Source organism: Nocardia anaemiae NBRC 100462 (assembly GCF_001612725.1).
GTDB classification, from domain to species: domain Bacteria; phylum Actinomycetota; class Actinomycetes; order Mycobacteriales; family Mycobacteriaceae; genus Nocardia; species Nocardia anaemiae.
Genome location: NZ_BDAZ01000008.1, coordinates 404,667 through 418,149, shown reverse-complemented (window position 1 = coordinate 418,149; position 13,483 = coordinate 404,667). Strand labels below are relative to the sequence as shown.

The 13,483-nt window shown below is 64.5% G+C and carries 19 protein-coding genes; 16 read left to right on the top strand and 3 right to left on the bottom strand.

Features of this window, described 5'->3' with window-relative positions; translation table 11 throughout:
• Nucleotides 1-3: 3 nt before the first annotated feature.
• Nucleotides 4-1,197, bottom strand: coding sequence for a lycopene cyclase family protein (locus NA5_RS07515; protein WP_062983242.1), 1,194 nt, complete (start codon nt 1,195-1,197; stop codon nt 4-6).
• Between the two features lie 147 nt (nt 1,198-1,344).
• Complete coding sequence (locus tag NA5_RS07510) at nt 1,345-1,821, bottom strand: hotdog fold domain-containing protein (protein ID WP_062983240.1); 477 nt, start codon at nt 1,819-1,821, stop codon at nt 1,345-1,347.
• A 499-nt stretch (nt 1,822-2,320) separates the two neighbouring features.
• Between NA5_RS07510 and rpsJ the strand changes: the two genes are divergently transcribed.
• Genes rpsJ through rpsQ form a run of 11 tightly spaced genes read left to right on the top strand, consistent with a single transcriptional unit; the run spans nt 2,321 to nt 7,588 of the window.
• The gene (rpsJ, locus tag NA5_RS07505) at nt 2,321-2,626 is read left to right on the top strand and encodes a 30S ribosomal protein S10 (protein ID WP_003938093.1); all 306 of its coding nucleotides are present in this window, start codon (nt 2,321-2,323) and stop codon (nt 2,624-2,626) included.
• 14 nt (nt 2,627-2,640) lie between these two features.
• Entirely contained in the window at nt 2,641-3,306 is a 666-nt protein-coding gene (gene rplC, locus NA5_RS07500; RefSeq protein ID WP_062983238.1) for a 50S ribosomal protein L3, read from the top strand.
• A complete protein-coding gene (gene rplD / locus NA5_RS07495) occupies nt 3,303-3,977 on the top strand; it encodes a 50S ribosomal protein L4 (RefSeq protein WP_062983236.1) in 675 nt (224 codons plus the stop codon). The genes rplC and rplD overlap by 4 nt, the downstream gene beginning before the upstream one ends.
• A complete protein-coding gene (gene rplW / locus NA5_RS07490; protein ID WP_040686547.1) occupies nt 3,974-4,279 on the top strand; it encodes a 50S ribosomal protein L23 in 306 nt (101 codons plus the stop codon). Before rplD ends, rplW begins: the two co-directional genes overlap by 4 nt.
• A 33-nt stretch (nt 4,280-4,312) precedes the next feature.
• A complete protein-coding gene (gene rplB / locus NA5_RS07485; protein ID WP_062983234.1) occupies nt 4,313-5,149 on the top strand; it encodes a 50S ribosomal protein L2 in 837 nt (278 codons plus the stop codon).
• Between the two features lie 15 nt (nt 5,150-5,164).
• Nucleotides 5,165-5,446, top strand: coding sequence for a 30S ribosomal protein S19 (rpsS, locus tag NA5_RS07480; RefSeq protein WP_040686549.1), 282 nt, complete (start codon nt 5,165-5,167; stop codon nt 5,444-5,446).
• Nucleotides 5,443-5,841, top strand: coding sequence for a 50S ribosomal protein L22 (gene rplV, locus NA5_RS07475; protein ID WP_062983231.1), 399 nt, complete (start codon nt 5,443-5,445; stop codon nt 5,839-5,841). Before rpsS ends, rplV begins: the two co-directional genes overlap by 4 nt.
• On the top strand, nt 5,842-6,651 hold the full coding sequence (gene rpsC / locus NA5_RS07470; RefSeq protein WP_040686551.1) for a 30S ribosomal protein S3: 810 nt from the start codon (nt 5,842-5,844) through the stop codon (nt 6,649-6,651).
• 3 nt (nt 6,652-6,654) lie between these two features.
• On the top strand, nt 6,655-7,071 hold the full coding sequence (gene rplP, locus NA5_RS07465) for a 50S ribosomal protein L16 (RefSeq protein ID WP_014349059.1): 417 nt from the start codon (nt 6,655-6,657) through the stop codon (nt 7,069-7,071).
• Nucleotides 7,071-7,310, top strand: coding sequence for a 50S ribosomal protein L29 (gene rpmC, locus NA5_RS07460; RefSeq protein WP_040686552.1), 240 nt, complete (start codon nt 7,071-7,073; stop codon nt 7,308-7,310). The genes rplP and rpmC overlap by 1 nt, the downstream gene beginning before the upstream one ends.
• Complete coding sequence (gene rpsQ, locus NA5_RS07455) at nt 7,307-7,588, top strand: 30S ribosomal protein S17 (RefSeq protein WP_062983230.1); 282 nt, start codon at nt 7,307-7,309, stop codon at nt 7,586-7,588. Before rpmC ends, rpsQ begins: the two co-directional genes overlap by 4 nt.
• Nucleotides 7,589-7,670: 82 nt before the next feature.
• On the opposite strand, the gene NA5_RS07450 is transcribed toward rpsQ, so the two are convergent.
• Nucleotides 7,671-8,144, bottom strand: a complete 474-nt coding sequence (locus tag NA5_RS07450; protein ID WP_062983228.1) for a hypothetical protein — start codon at nt 8,142-8,144, stop codon at nt 7,671-7,673.
• A 130-nt stretch (nt 8,145-8,274) separates the two neighbouring features.
• Between NA5_RS07450 and NA5_RS07445 the strand changes: the two genes are divergently transcribed.
• The 5 genes from NA5_RS07445 (at nt 8,275) to NA5_RS07425 (ending at nt 13,406) form a co-directional block, all read left to right on the top strand.
• Nucleotides 8,275-9,486 (top strand): helix-turn-helix domain-containing protein, encoded by a 1,212-nt coding sequence (locus NA5_RS07445; RefSeq protein WP_062983226.1) that lies wholly within the window; start codon nt 8,275-8,277, stop codon nt 9,484-9,486.
• A gap of 4 nt (nt 9,487-9,490) precedes the next feature.
• A complete protein-coding gene (locus NA5_RS07440; RefSeq protein WP_062983224.1) occupies nt 9,491-9,952 on the top strand; it encodes an NUDIX domain-containing protein in 462 nt (153 codons plus the stop codon).
• A gap of 229 nt (nt 9,953-10,181) precedes the next feature.
• Nucleotides 10,182-10,490 (top strand): hypothetical protein, encoded by a 309-nt coding sequence (locus NA5_RS07435; protein WP_157110278.1) that lies wholly within the window; start codon nt 10,182-10,184, stop codon nt 10,488-10,490.
• A gap of 241 nt (nt 10,491-10,731) precedes the next feature.
• Nucleotides 10,732-11,193: an EXLDI protein gene (locus NA5_RS07430; RefSeq protein WP_062983220.1), complete on the top strand. Its 462-nt coding sequence runs from the start codon at nt 10,732-10,734 to the stop codon at nt 11,191-11,193.
• 41 nt (nt 11,194-11,234) lie between these two features.
• Nucleotides 11,235-13,406 carry an MMPL family transporter gene (locus NA5_RS07425; protein ID WP_062983219.1) on the top strand — a complete coding sequence of 724 codons (2,172 nt, stop codon included), beginning with the start codon at nt 11,235-11,237 and terminating at the stop codon, nt 13,404-13,406.
• Nucleotides 13,407-13,483 lie beyond the last annotated feature (77 nt).

Sequence of the window (13,483 nt, the reverse complement as noted above, 5' to 3'; positions counted from 1 at the left end):
TCGTCAGCCGATCCGTCGCTCTTCGCGTTCGGCTGCGGCGAAGTCGAAACCGGCCCAGCGGTTTCGATTCGTCCAGCCGACCAGGTCGTAACGCCAGCGGAACGGCCAAGTGCGAGCGACGGTATTGAAGAGGACCGCGCCGAGGGCGGCGTAGTCGTCATGGGCGGAGAGCAGGGCGCGCTGACCGCGGGGCGAGGCGCTGAAGAAGGCATCGAACATCGAGATGGACTGTTCGGTCGTCAGGCGGCCCATACCCCAGAGGCCGCGCATGCGCATCCAATAGACCAAGCGGGCCTGCCACGGCCAGAGTTCGGCGATCGGGTCGCGGCCTTGTCGAAGGGCGGCGACGGCGATGTCGACCAGGGTCAGCGAGTCGGCGACGCTGTAGCCGGTGCAGGGGTGCATCATGCCGCCGCGGGAGCCGAATGGAATCGCTTGGGCAGTGCCCTTTTTCGGCGGTGGCTGGTCCAGCGGATAGTGCGCGGCCTCGGTGGGCTCGGTGCCGGTGAGTCGAATGCCATGGGCGGCAAGACGGTTCAGGGTGCGCCTGCGCAATTCGTGCTGTGGCATGCCGCCGCGCAGGCCGAGGCTGGTCTCCTCGAAGATCACCGTGCCGTCACCGAGCGGGACGGCGTAGAGGAACGACGGCGGCGCATCGGGTCCCGCGCCGTTCTCCGGCCGCCAATCCAGCAGTAGCCCCTCGCTCTCGGTCACCATGGGCGCGGCGGTTTCGGCGTCGACGAAGATGCCGTGCGCGCTGGCGGCGCGGCGCTGTCCCGGTGTCGGCAGCCCGCGGGTATCGAAAACCGTTGCGGCCCTGAGGATCGTGCCGTCCGCGAGCTCTACCTCGTTGGCGTCGACGCGAGTTGCCCGCCCGGCGACGACGGTGGCATCGTCGAGCGGAAGTGCATCGCGCAGTCCGGTCTTCGAGAGCACGCAGTAGGGGCGGTCGATCCGATGCTCGGTCTTCGTCCAGACCGTCGGCTTCGGAATGCGGGCGGCAATCGCGCTGGATGGCAACCACTCCGGCAGCTCATCGATCCAGCAGGAGAACGTGGGCGGCCACAACCGGTCCGGCCGCGGATCGACGGCGGCGACGCGGAACCCGGCCCGCATCGTCCGATGCGCCAGCGCCCGACCGGTCGGTCCGAGCCCCACCACGCAGAGGTCGAACTCCCGGACCGCCCTGTCACCCATGCTTCGCATTCAAACCGCTCCGTCCGTTCGCCCGCAATACTGCTCCCGGCCGATGCGGCGAACCGCACACCTCGGGTGTGACCTGCACACCTGCTTCAGACGGTCTGCAGTAAGGCCCGCGCTGCCTCGAGACTCCGGCGCGCTCACCTACTTGGGCGTGATCCAGGTCGTGATGTCGGCGTGCACTACCTCGAGGCCGTGCTTGTCGTAGATGGAGACCGGGACGGTCAGCTCCTGCCCCTCGGTGATCCGGCTGAAGTCGGGCACCTCGGCCAGCTTCGCCACCGCGCGCAAACCGGTCTCGGCCTTGGCCAGGTACTGCACATTCATCGCCTTGGGAATCCAGCGGTGGCTATCGGGCACCGTGGCCTCGCTCAGCATGCCCATGGCCACCTCGGCCAGATTGCAGGCCGCGATCGCGTGGAAGGTGCCCAGGTGGTTGTGGATGCCGAACCATTTCGGCGAGGTCACCTCGCACAGTCCCGGCTCCAACCGCACGACGCTCGGCAGCACCGTCCCGAAGTAGGGCACCCGGGCCACCATGCCGAGCGAGAACAGGGTGTGCCCCAGCCGGTTGTCCGGCAGCTTGTTCCAGATCCGATGGGTCGCGGTCGGTTTCGTCATGGCTCTATCTTACTCAGAAGTAAGTTCATTGGCGGCAGTAGTATGGGCGCGCCCGGGATTCACGCCCTGACCTGCTGAGGAAGCGTTGGTAGGGGGCGGATTTGAAGTCGCCAACTCGGTCGGGCATACTGTTCGGGTTGCCTTGCACCGGGTCATGCCGTTCGGCGGTTGTGGCGGGTGGTGAGGCGAGCAACACCCAATCGTGTACCTCGCTGGACATCCAGCGTGGGTGCGTCCGGGACAAACGTTCCAGGCCAGGTGAAGTTTCGAGCCGGGGCCGAGGAATGAGCGGCTGCGTTGAATTCCGATCAGAGATCGGGGCGACACGCCCGACCGCGTGGACCGGAGAACCATGACAGATGAACAGCGGCGAGGATCGGGCATGTCCCGATCGCGGTCTCCTCTGAGACGTCTTCGTGTGTTCGGGCTGTGCAATTGAAGGTGGTACGGAACCCGGCTTCCGGACCACGAACGATAAGCGGAGAAAAGGACACTTAGCGTGGCGGGACAGAAGATCCGCATCAGGCTCAAGGCCTATGACCACGAAGCGATCGACGCGTCCGCGCGCAAGATCGTGGAGACGGTGACCCGCACCGGGGCCCGTGTGGTCGGGCCGGTGCCGTTGCCGACCGAAAAGAACGTGTACTGCGTCATCCGTTCGCCGCACAAGTACAAGGACTCGCGCGAGCACTTCGAGATGCGGACGCACAAGCGGCTGATCGACATCCTCGACCCGACGCCGAAGACGGTTGATGCCCTGATGCGCATCGATCTCCCGGCCAGCGTCGACGTCAACATTCAGTGACGGGGACTCGAATCATGACTGACAACAAGAACAGGCCAGCGGCGGGCATCCTGGGCACCAAGCTCGGTATGACCCAGGTGTTCGACGACAAGAACCGCGTCGTCCCCGTGACCGTAATCAAGGCCGGACCGAACGTCGTTACCCAGATCCGCACCGTGGAGCGCGACGGCTACAGCGCCGTCCAGGTCGCCTTCGGCGCCATCGACCCGCGCAAGGTGAACAAGCCGGTTTCCGGCCAGTTCGCCAAGGCCGGTGTCACCCCGCGCCGCCACGTCGCCGAGATCCGGATCGCGGACGCCTCCACCTTCGAGGTCGGCCAGGAGATCAACGCCGATGTCTTCGAAGAGGGCGCCTACGTCGACGTCACCGGCACCAGCAAGGGCAAGGGCTTCGCAGGCACCATGAAGCGCCACGGCTTCCGTGGTCAGGGTGCCTCGCACGGTGCCCAGGCGGTGCACCGTCGTCCCGGTTCCATCGGTGGTTGCGCCACCCCCGGCCGCGTGTTCAAGGGCATGCGCATGTCGGGTCGCATGGGTAACGACCGCGTCACCACGCAGAACCTCTCGGTTCACAAGGTGGACGCCGAGAACGGTCTGCTGCTGATCAAGGGCGCGATCCCGGGTCGCAAGGGCAGCGTCGTGACCGTCAAGAGCGCAGTGAAGGGTGGTGCGCACGCATGACCAGCGTCGAGAAGAAGACCAACCTGACCCTCCCGGTCAAGGAACTCGGCGGCAAGACCAACGGCACCGTCGAGCTCCCCGCGGAGATCTTCGATGTCACCGCGAACATCTCGCTGATGCACCAGGTCGTCGTCGCGCAGCTTGCCGCCGCACGCCAGGGCACGCACGCGACGAAGACGCGCGGCGAGGTCTCCGGTGGTGGCAAGAAGCCGTACCGCCAGAAGGGCACCGGCCGCGCCCGTCAGGGTTCGACCCGCGCGCCGCAGTTCACCGGTGGTGGCACCGTGCACGGTCCGCAGCCGCGCGACTACAGCCAGCGCACCCCCAAGAAGATGATCCGCGCCGCGCTGCGCGGCGCCCTCTCGGATCGTGCGCGCAACGAGCGCATCCACGTGATCACCGAACTGGTCTCGGGTCAGACCCCGTCGACCAAGACCGCGAAGTCGTTCCTGTCCGAGCTGTCGGACCGGAAGAAGTTCCTGCTCGTCCTCGGACGTGAGGACATCGCGGGCTGGAAGAGCGTGCAGAACCTGGAGTTCGTGCACCCGATCGCGCCGGATCAGCTCAACACCTACGACGTGCTCGAGAGCGACGAAGTGGTGTTCAGCGTCGAGGCCTTGAACGCCTTCGTGCACGGCCCCGCCGAATCCGCACAGGAGGACAGCAAGTGACCACGATCGCCGACCCCCGCGACATTCTGCTGGCGCCGGTCATCTCGGAGAAGTCCTACGGACTGATCGAGGAAGGTACCTACACCTTCATCGTGCACCCGGATTCCAACAAGACGCAGATCAAGATCGCCGTCGAGAAGGTCTTCGGTGTGAAGGTGACCAGCGTCAACACCGCCAACCGTCAGGGCAAGCGCAAGCGGACCCGCTTCGGTTACGGCAAGCGCAAGGACACCAAGCGCGCGCTCGTGACCATCTCGGCCGACAGCAAGCCCATCGAGATCTTCGGAGGCCCGGTCGCGTAAGCGCCTGGGAATCCAGAAAGCAGAGAAGAACTCATGGCAATCCGTAAGTACAAGCCGACTACGCCGGGCCGTCGTGGCTCCAGCGTCTCGGACTTCGCTGAGATCACTCGGTCGACTCCCGAGAAGTCGCTGATCCGCCCGCTGCACAGCAAGGGTGGCCGCAACGCCCACGGTCGCATCACCACCCGCCACCGCGGTGGCGGCCACAAGCGTGCCTACCGTCTGATCGACTTCCGTCGCCTGGACAAGGACGGCATCCCGGCCAAGGTCGCGCACATCGAGTACGACCCGAACCGCACCGCCAACATCGCGCTGCTGCACTACCGCGACGGCGAGAAGCGCTACATCATCGCCCCCAAGGGCGTAGTGCAGGGCACCCCGATCGAGTCCGGCCCCACCGCCGACATCAAGCCGGGTAACAACCTGCCGCTGCGCAATATCCCGACCGGTACCACCATCCACAATGTGGAGCTGCGTCCGGGCGGCGGCGCCAAGCTGGCCCGTGCCGCTGGCATGAGCGTCCAGCTGCTCGGTAAGGAAGGGCCCTACGCCACGCTGCGTATGCCCTCCGGTGAAATCCGTCGCGTCGACGTGCGCTGCCGCGCCACCGTCGGCGAAGTCGGCAATGCCGAGCAGTCGAACATCAACTGGGGTAAGGCCGGGCGCATGCGCTGGAAGGGTCGCCGCCCCACGGTCCGTGGTGTCGTGATGAACCCGGTCGACCACCCGCATGGTGGTGGTGAGGGCAAGACCTCCGGTGGTCGCCACCCGGTCTCGCCGTGGGGTCAGCCGGAAGGCCGCACCCGCAAGCCCAACCGTCCGAGCGACAAGCTCATCGTCCGCCGTCGCAAGACCGGCAAGAAGCGCTGAAGGAGGAGGTAAGAAATGCCACGCAGCCTCAAGAAGGGCCCGTTCGTCGACGACCACCTCCTCGCGAAGGTGGACGTACAGAACGAAAAGGGCAGCAAGCAGGTCATCAAGACCTGGTCCCGTCGTTCGACCATCATCCCCGATTTCATCGGTCACACCTTCGCCGTCCACGACGGCCGCAAGCATGTGCCGGTGTTCGTCTCGGAGTCCATGGTCGGCCACAAGCTGGGTGAGTTCGCGCCCACCCGGACGTTCAAGAGCCACGTCAAGGAAGATCGGAAGAGCAAGCGGCGATGACCACTGAGACTCAGAATCCGACTGCGCGCGCGACCGCCAAGCACGTTCGCGTCACCCCGATGAAGGCTCGCCGTGTCGTGGACCTGGTCCGCGGCAAGCGGGTCGAGGACGCCCTCGCGATCCTGAAGTTCGCGCCGCAGGCCGCGAGCGAGCCGGTCGCCAAGGTCGTCGCCAGCGCCGCGGCCAACGCCGAGAACAACCTCGGCCTGAACCCGGCCACGCTGGTCATCTCGACCGCCTACGTCGACGAGGGCGCGACCATGAAGCGTTTCCAGCCGCGGGCCCAGGGCCGCGCGTTCCGGATTCGCAAGCGCACCAGCCACATCACCATCGAGGTCGAGAGCGTGCCCACCGCCGGTGCTGCTCGCAGCCGCCGGAAGGGAGGGGCAAAGTAAATGGGACAGAAAATCAATCCCCATGGCTTCCGCCTCGGTATCACCACCGACTGGAAGTCGCGTTGGTACGCGGACAAGCAGTACGCGGACTACGTGAAGGAAGACGTCGCCATCCGCAAGCTCCTCGCCACCGGCATGGAGCGGGCGGGCATCTCCAAGGTGGAGATCGAGCGCACCCGTGACCGGGTTCGCGTCGACATCCACACCGCGCGTCCGGGCATCGTCATCGGTCGCCGCGGCGCCGAGGCCGATCGCATTCGCGCCGAACTGGAGAAGCTCACCAAGAAGCAGGTGCAGCTCAACATCCTCGAGGTCAAGAACCCCGAGTCGGATGCGCAGCTCGTCGCCCAGGGTGTCGCCGAGCAGCTGTCCAACCGTGTGGCGTTCCGTCGCGCGATGCGTAAGGCCATCCAGTCGGCCATGCGTTCGCCGAACGTCAAGGGCATCCGGGTGCAGTGCTCGGGCCGCCTCGGCGGCGCCGAAATGTCGCGCTCGGAGTTCTACCGTGAGGGCCGCGTCCCGCTGCACACGCTGCGCGCGGACATCGACTACGGCCTCTACGAGGCCAAGACCACCTTCGGTCGCATCGGCGTGAAGGTCTGGATCTACAAGGGCGACATCGTCGGTGGCAAGCGTGAGGTCACGGCCGCGGCCGCGCCCGCAGCCGGTGACCGCCGCGAGCGTCGGGAGCGGCCGAGCCGCCCGCGTCGGTCCGGTTCCGCAGGCACCACCGCGACCAGCACCGAGGCCGGGCGTGCCGGCGCTGCTACCGCGGTTGCCGACGCCCCGGCAGAAACACAGGAGGGCTGACGCATGTTGATGCCACGGAAGGTCAAGCACCGGAAGCAGCATCACCCGAGCCGCAGCGGCATGGCCAAGGGCGGCACTTCGGTCGCGTTCGGTGAATTCGGCATCCAGGCTCTCGAGCCCGCCTACGTCACCAACCGGCAGATCGAGTCCGCGCGTATCGCGATGACCCGCCACATCAAGCGTGGCGGCAAGATCTGGATCAACATCTACCCGGATCGCCCGCTCACCAAGAAGCCCGCCGAAACCCGCATGGGTTCCGGTAAGGGCTCGCCGGAGTGGTGGGTCGCGAACGTCAAGCCCGGACGCGTGATGTTCGAAATGAGTTACCCCAACGAGGAGATCGCTCGCGAGGCGCTGCGCCGCGCGATGCACAAGCTCCCGATGAAGTGCAGGATCGTGACCAGGGAGGAGCAGTTCTGATGGCTACCGGTACACCGGCCGCAGAGCTCCGCGAGCTCAACGAAGAGGAGCTCGTCGCCCGCCTGCGCGAGTCGAAGGAAGAGCTGTTCAATCTGCGCTTCCAGATGGCGACGGGACAGTTGGACAACAACCGTCGCCTGCGCGTCGTGCGTCACGAGATCGCGCGCATCTACACGGTCATGCGCGAGCGTGAGCTCGGCCTGGCCTCGGCACCCGCTGGTAAGGGAGATGCGGCATGAGTGAAGAGAAAGCGACCCCCGAGGTCAAGCGCGGCACCCGTAAGGTCCGCATCGGCTACGTGGTCTCGGACAAGATGAACAAGACCATCGTTGTCGAGCTGGAAGACCGCACGCGGCACAAGCTCTACGGCAAGATCATTCGCTCCACCACCAAGGTGAAGGCGCATGACGAGAACGAGATCGCCGGTGTCGGCGACCGCGTCCAGCTGATGGAGACCCGACCGCTGTCGGCCACCAAGCACTGGCGGTTGGTCGAGGTCCTGGAGAAGGCCAAGTAAGCCTCTTCCGGCGGAAAAGCAAAGGCCCGCTTCCCATTTGGGAAGCGGGCCTTTTTCATATTTGCTCAGCGGTTCGGATTATTCACCCAGTCCAAGATGAAGCCGGTCGGTCGCTTCGATCCGATATTGCTCCCAGCGTAGTGCTGATTACGGTCGAAAGCATTGGCATCAATTGGTCGCGGCGCGGTGGATTGATCCAGTGCGCTCCTTCACGGGTCCAACGTCCGAGGCTGGTCGGGATCATCAGCGCGCTGCCGATCACGGGCACACAAATGTTTTTGCGTGCCAGTAGTTCCAGGACTTGATTGCTCGGGGAGTAGTCCGCGGCCGCCAGGAAGGTCCAGCGAATCTGCCGCGCCAGCAATGGGCCGAGAGTGCCCTGCTGTACCAAGGAAACCCGAACCTTTTCGGCCAATAGCTTGGGCATGTGGATGATGCCCAAATGGTTCGTCACCGGCAGCATGACGTATCCGCCACGTTCCTCGGCTGGAAGATGAAAATGACGGCGGTAGTAGTCCGCCCAATCGACGACGCTCTCGAGTTCCTCGGTGTCCACGGTGGCCTTGTCCCGTTCAGCACTGATGTCGTTGGTTTTGCAAGTAGCCTGAGGCCGAATCAGATGTATGCCCGGAATATCTTTCCGGGATCGTTGCCCAGCCGAGTCGGAAGATTGTGTTGTGCGCGGAATGACCCAGAACCTCACCATCGGTGAGCGGGTGTCTTGGTACCGACGGCGTCGCGGTATGTCCCAAGATGTGCTAGCCGGACTTGTCGGGCGGACAGACGATTGGATGAGCAAGGTCGAGAACAATCGGATTCCGCTGGACCGTTTATCAGTGATCCGCCTACTCGCAGACGCATTGGATGTTTCACTGGGGGATTTGATCGGTGATCCGAGTCTGTTGCAATGGACCACTGATAGCGGGACTTCCACCATTCCCGCACTCCGGGCCGCGTTGATGGACTACAGCCATTTGATGCCCGCACCGGTGCCGCCTGCTCGTGATCCGGACACGTTTCGACTCCCGGCACTCGAACGGGAGTTGTCCGGTGTCTTCGATGCCTATCAGGGCGCCAGGTTCGGATTTGTCGCGGGTCGCTTGCCCGCCCTGTTGTCCGCCGCGTTGGCGGTCGCCCAGCGCGATGGGGACGAATCCGGGTATCGGCTGTTGGCGCTGTGCTACCAGGTGGCGGCCTCGGTGTTGACCAAACTCGGTGAAACCGATCTGGCTTGGAATGCCGCCGAACGAGGTCTCGCCGCGGCTCAGCGGACCGATGATCTCGCGATTGTCGGTTCCCTGATGCGATCCGTCGCTTTCACGGTGATGTCGACCGGCCGTGTGCAACCCGCTGTCGATCTGGTCGAAGCCGGTGCGGCCTACCTGCAGCCGTACCTGCGTGAGGGCCGGGACGACATTCTGTCGGTGTACGGAACGTTGCTGCTGGTCGGCTCGATGGCCGCAGCGCGCAGCAATCGTCGTGACACCGTGCAGGAGTTTCTGGCCGAAGCGGAGTCGGCCGCAACGAAGTTGGGTGGTGATCGGAACTGCCTGTGGACGGCGTTCGGGCCCACCAATGTCGCGATCCATCGAGTCAATACGGCGATGGAACTCGGTGATGTGCAGATCGCGCTGCGATTGGGTCCCGGCCTCGATACCTCCGCCCTTCCGGTGGAGCGGCGGATTCGGCACCAGCTCGAGCTCGCTCGCGCGTTCAATCTGGCGGGCCGCCAACAGGATTCGGTATCGGCTCTGCTCGATGCCGAGCAGGCGGCTCCGGAACAGGTTCGCCATCATTACCTCAGCCGCCAACTCGTACTTACCTGGATGCGCAATGCGCACGGCAGTCCTTCGTTCGTTTTGCAAGCCTTGGCCCGACGAATGCAGGTCGTGAGGTGAATCAATGACCGGCGAGGACAATCTGTTTGCGCGCGCACGTCTGGCGGCGGGAGCGCTTTTCGTGCGCGGCGACGAGGTGCTATTGGTGCACAAGGTTTACGGCAATGGTTGGGATATTCCCGGCGGGTATGTCGAGCCGGGGGAGTCACCGGGTGCGGCCTGCCGCCGTGAGATCAGTGAAGAACTCGGAATCGACCGTGCGCCAAAGCAATTGCTTGTTCACGATTGGGCGCCGAGCGAAACCGATGGCGACAAGATTCTCTATGTTTTCGATTGCGGCGATCTCGGATCCGATGAGCAAGCAATTACCCTCCAGGAGACCGAACTCGACCAATGGGCCTGGGTTCACTTGGCACAACTCGATGACTATTTGATTCCGCGGCTCGCTCGCCGACTACGGCAAGCGCATATCGCGCGTTCCGGCGGCCGTGCGGCTTACCTCGAACACGGAGAGCCCGCGCCGTAGTGGGCGATGTGAACCGGTTGCTTGGGTGCGTGCTGGTTTCGGCGAGAGTTTTTGTGTGGGTGCGTAGTTCGCGAGTTCGGTGCGCAGGGGATCGGCGTGGTCCTAGCCGTTCGACGTTCGCTGGTCGGCGGGCTGGTCTAGGGTGCGCGGCTCGGTGTGGTCATGGACGTTTGGCGTTCGCTGGTCGGCGGGCTGGTCTGCGGTACGCAGGGGGTGGTTCGGTGTGGCCATGCCAATTTGGCGTTGGCTGGTCGCCGGGCTCGTCAACGGTGGGCTGCGGCGATCTGTGCTGCTCGCCGGACTCGGCGCTGTCACCAGTGTGAGGTGCTTCACCGGCGGGTCCGCTATCGGCGTGAGCGCATTGTCGGAGAGCTTTGTGCGCCAACACTTGTCGTATCCGTCGGCCGGTCGGGCCCGGGACGTTCCGGAGGGTGGGTGCGGTGAGGTGGTCGGCTGTCACAGCACCGCAATCAAGCTTGGTGTCGGCAGGTACCTCGGCGGTTTCGCGATCGGATTCCCGGCGGGCAATGATGCTTGAATCTGGCTGTCGCTGCTGGTCAAGGCGGTGCGGCGGCCCGACCGTGAGGGGTAGTCCGCGAGGGTGATCCGAAGCCGCTCGACGCAAGTCTTGCGTTATACGTATACATCTACTTATAGTGATTCCCGACGGTCGCCGCTGAGCCTGCTCGAGGTGACCGGAAAGCAACAGATCAACTCACCGCGGCGGACCGAATCGGGGTCCGCTGGCGTCGAACCCATGCTGTATTGCATATCTATTTATGGGACGGGGAATCATGGACGCGGATTCGCAGACACCGGCCGACAGCGCTTCGGAGGTGGTCACGATCAATATCGATAAGAGCGCATCGGATATGCGCGATGTGCTGCTCAAAACCGGGCCCGGTGGCCTGCACAGGCAGCGCTTCGTCGGGCGACAGCTCGGTGCGGCACGGGAATTCACCAAATCGGGAATCGCGGTGATCCGGGTCTACCTGAGCCGCAAGGGCAAATACGTGGTGCATCGGCAGCAGGCCGACTGGATGGACTTCGCATTCGCGAACTGGACCAGGGATCTGAAGGACTGGCGGGAGATCTTCGACGTCGACGACCAGACCTGGGGCGACTACACGGTGGACATCGTCGACTCGGTCGAGGAACTCGCCGGACGGATTCCGGCCCGCATCTACCGCGAACTCGTCGACATCGAGACGAGTCCGAAGATCGACGAACTCGACATCTGAGACCGGTCCGCTCGTTCGGACCTCGAAAGGACTTCTCCCACATGTTCGCTCGACTGGGCGCGATCGTTGTGCACAACCCGTGGAAGGTGATCGGTCTCTGGCTGTTCATCGTGATCGCGGTGGTGGCCTCGGCGCCGCAACTGAAATCGACCACCGACCAATCCGAATTCCTGCCATCGCATTACGAGTCGATTCAGGCAATGCAATTGCAGCAGAAGGCGTTTCCGCAGCAGCAAGCGCCCGCGGCGCTACTGGTCTTCGTCCGGTCGGACGGCGCACCGCTATCCGAGGCCGATTCGGCTGGCGTGACGGCGATCGCGTCGAAGCTCGATGACGCGAGAATCAAAGACGTCATCGGCATCCAGGCCGTACCCGCCTCGGAGAACCGCTTGGTGCAGATCGCCGCCGTGCAGATGACGAAGGTGACCAATGCGGGCGACACCACGCAGAGCGACGCGGTCAAGAAACTGCGGGACGCATTGCAAGATCAGGTGCAGGGCACGGATCTGAAGGCGGGCGTCACGGGTCAGGCGGCGCAGATGCTCGATCAGACCGAATCCGGCGAAAAAGGTATGGCCATAATCGGTATCGCGACGGTGGTGCTGATTCTGGTGCTGCTGCTGATCATCTTCCGCAGTCCGGTGATCGCGCTGCTGCCGATCGTCGTGATCGGCGCGATCTCTGGCACCGTCGGCGGGTTGATCGCGATGGTCAGCAAGGCCTTCGATCTGAAGGTCGACAGTTCGGTGAATTCCATTCTGCTGGTTGTGCTGTTCGGTGTCGGCACCGATTACATCCTGTTCCTGATGTTCCGGTATCGGGAGCGCCTGCGCGCCGGTGAGGATCCGAAGACCGCGATGGTCAGTGCGGTCACCAAGGTCGGCGAGGCGATCACCTCGGCGGCAGGGGCGGTGATCATCGCATTTATGGCGCTGGTCCTGTCGACGCTCGGCATGTTCCGTGCGCTCGGTCCGGCGCTGGCGATCGCGGTCGCGGTGGCGCTGGTGGCGGGACTCACGCTGGTGCCCGCCGTGGTTTCGCTGTTGGGCACCAAGGTTTTCTGGCCGTCCAAGGCGTGGCAGCAGGAGCCGAAGGGCACCCGCTTCGCTGCGATCGGCGCGGCGATGGGGCGGCGGCCCGGTGCGTTCGCGGCGATGTCCGGCGGGCTGCTGGTCGCCCTCGGCGTGTTGGCGTTCGGTTTCCACCCGACATTCGATCTGAGCTCGGGCTCGACCTCGGATTCCTCCGAATCGACGGTCTACAACAAGGAATTGCTCAAGGGCATGCCCGCGGGGTCGACACAGCCGTCCGAGGTGCTGTTGCGGTCGGATACCGGCGCACCGCTCGCCGATGACCAGCTCGCCGCCTACCGAGCCGTGCTTGCCGCGGTGCCAGGCGTGAATCAGGTTGGGACGCCGACGGTGTCGAATGATCGACTGGCCGCCGACTTCCAGGTGACCCTCGATGGAGCGCCCGAATCGGATGCCGCGCTCGATACGGTTCGCGATCCGCTCCGCGATGCCGCGCATTCGGCGGCACCCGCGGGCACTACCGCTGCGGTGGGCGGCATCTCGTCGGTGTACGTCGACTTCCAGGATGCGATGGTGCACGACTACAAGATCGTGTTCCCGGTGGCGGCGATCCTCATCATGATCGTGCTCGCGCTGCTGCTGCGCAGTCTGGTGGCGCCGTGGTATCTGATGGCCTCGGTCTTCCTCGGCTTCGCCGCGACGCTCGGTGCAGCGGTGCTGGTTTTCCAGCACTTCCAGGGCAATTCCGGACTGATCTTCACCCTGCCGGTGATCATGTACCTGTTCGTGGTCGCCCTCGGCACCGACTACAACATTCTGATGGTCGCTCGCCTGCGTGAGGAGGCGCGAGCCGGAAACGAACCGAAACAGGCTGCGGCCCTCGCGGTTCGCCACACCGGCCCCACGGTCGCCGCGGCCGGTGTGATCCTGGCGGGCACCTTCGCGTCGATGATGCTGGCAGGCAACAATGTGCTGTCGCAGATGGGCTTCGCGATCTCGGTGGGCATCGCCATCGCCGCCTTCGTCATGGCGATGTTCTTCACCCCAGCCGTGACTGCGCTGATCGGGCACCGCGCCTGGTGGCCAGGACATGGAGACCGCGATTCCAACGGTGAACCCGTAGGGAAGCCACAGGATGCGCGCAGCAACCAGTACGCCTACTCGGATACGCACTACAACTAAAGACAGCGGCTCCAGGGCAACGCCGATAAGTCCAGCCCCTCAGTGACAAGGCCGTCCGACTCGGAACATCCGAGTCG

What these genes read in the sequence shown, in the direction of transcription:
- rplD (WP_062983236.1), top strand. Translation starts at nt 3,303, where the DNA reads ATGACCAGCGTCGAGAAGAAGACCAACCTGACCCTCCCGGTCAAGGAA.
- rpsQ (WP_062983230.1), top strand. Translation starts at nt 7,307, where the DNA reads ATGAGTGAAGAGAAAGCGACCCCCGAGGTCAAGCGCGGCACCCGTAAG.
- NA5_RS07510 (WP_062983240.1), bottom strand. Translation starts at nt 1,821, where the DNA reads ATGACGAAACCGACCGCGACCCATCGGATCTGGAACAAGCTGCCGGAC.
- rplV (WP_062983231.1), top strand. Translation starts at nt 5,443, where the DNA reads ATGACCACTGAGACTCAGAATCCGACTGCGCGCGCGACCGCCAAGCAC.
- rplP (WP_014349059.1), top strand. Translation starts at nt 6,655, where the DNA reads ATGTTGATGCCACGGAAGGTCAAGCACCGGAAGCAGCATCACCCGAGC.
- rpsC (WP_040686551.1), top strand. Translation starts at nt 5,842, where the DNA reads ATGGGACAGAAAATCAATCCCCATGGCTTCCGCCTCGGTATCACCACC.
- rplB (WP_062983234.1), top strand. Translation starts at nt 4,313, where the DNA reads ATGGCAATCCGTAAGTACAAGCCGACTACGCCGGGCCGTCGTGGCTCC.
- rplC (WP_062983238.1), top strand. Translation starts at nt 2,641, where the DNA reads ATGACTGACAACAAGAACAGGCCAGCGGCGGGCATCCTGGGCACCAAG.
- NA5_RS07435 (WP_157110278.1), top strand. Translation starts at nt 10,182, where the DNA reads ATGCCAATTTGGCGTTGGCTGGTCGCCGGGCTCGTCAACGGTGGGCTG.
- NA5_RS07425 (WP_062983219.1), top strand. Translation starts at nt 11,235, where the DNA reads ATGTTCGCTCGACTGGGCGCGATCGTTGTGCACAACCCGTGGAAGGTG.
- rpsS (WP_040686549.1), top strand. Translation starts at nt 5,165, where the DNA reads ATGCCACGCAGCCTCAAGAAGGGCCCGTTCGTCGACGACCACCTCCTC.
- NA5_RS07440 (WP_062983224.1), top strand. Translation starts at nt 9,491, where the DNA reads ATGACCGGCGAGGACAATCTGTTTGCGCGCGCACGTCTGGCGGCGGGA.
- rpmC (WP_040686552.1), top strand. Translation starts at nt 7,071, where the DNA reads ATGGCTACCGGTACACCGGCCGCAGAGCTCCGCGAGCTCAACGAAGAG.
- NA5_RS07430 (WP_062983220.1), top strand. Translation starts at nt 10,732, where the DNA reads ATGGGACGGGGAATCATGGACGCGGATTCGCAGACACCGGCCGACAGC.
- NA5_RS07445 (WP_062983226.1), top strand. Translation starts at nt 8,275, where the DNA reads ATGACCCAGAACCTCACCATCGGTGAGCGGGTGTCTTGGTACCGACGG.
- NA5_RS07515 (WP_062983242.1), bottom strand. Translation starts at nt 1,197, where the DNA reads ATGGGTGACAGGGCGGTCCGGGAGTTCGACCTCTGCGTGGTGGGGCTC.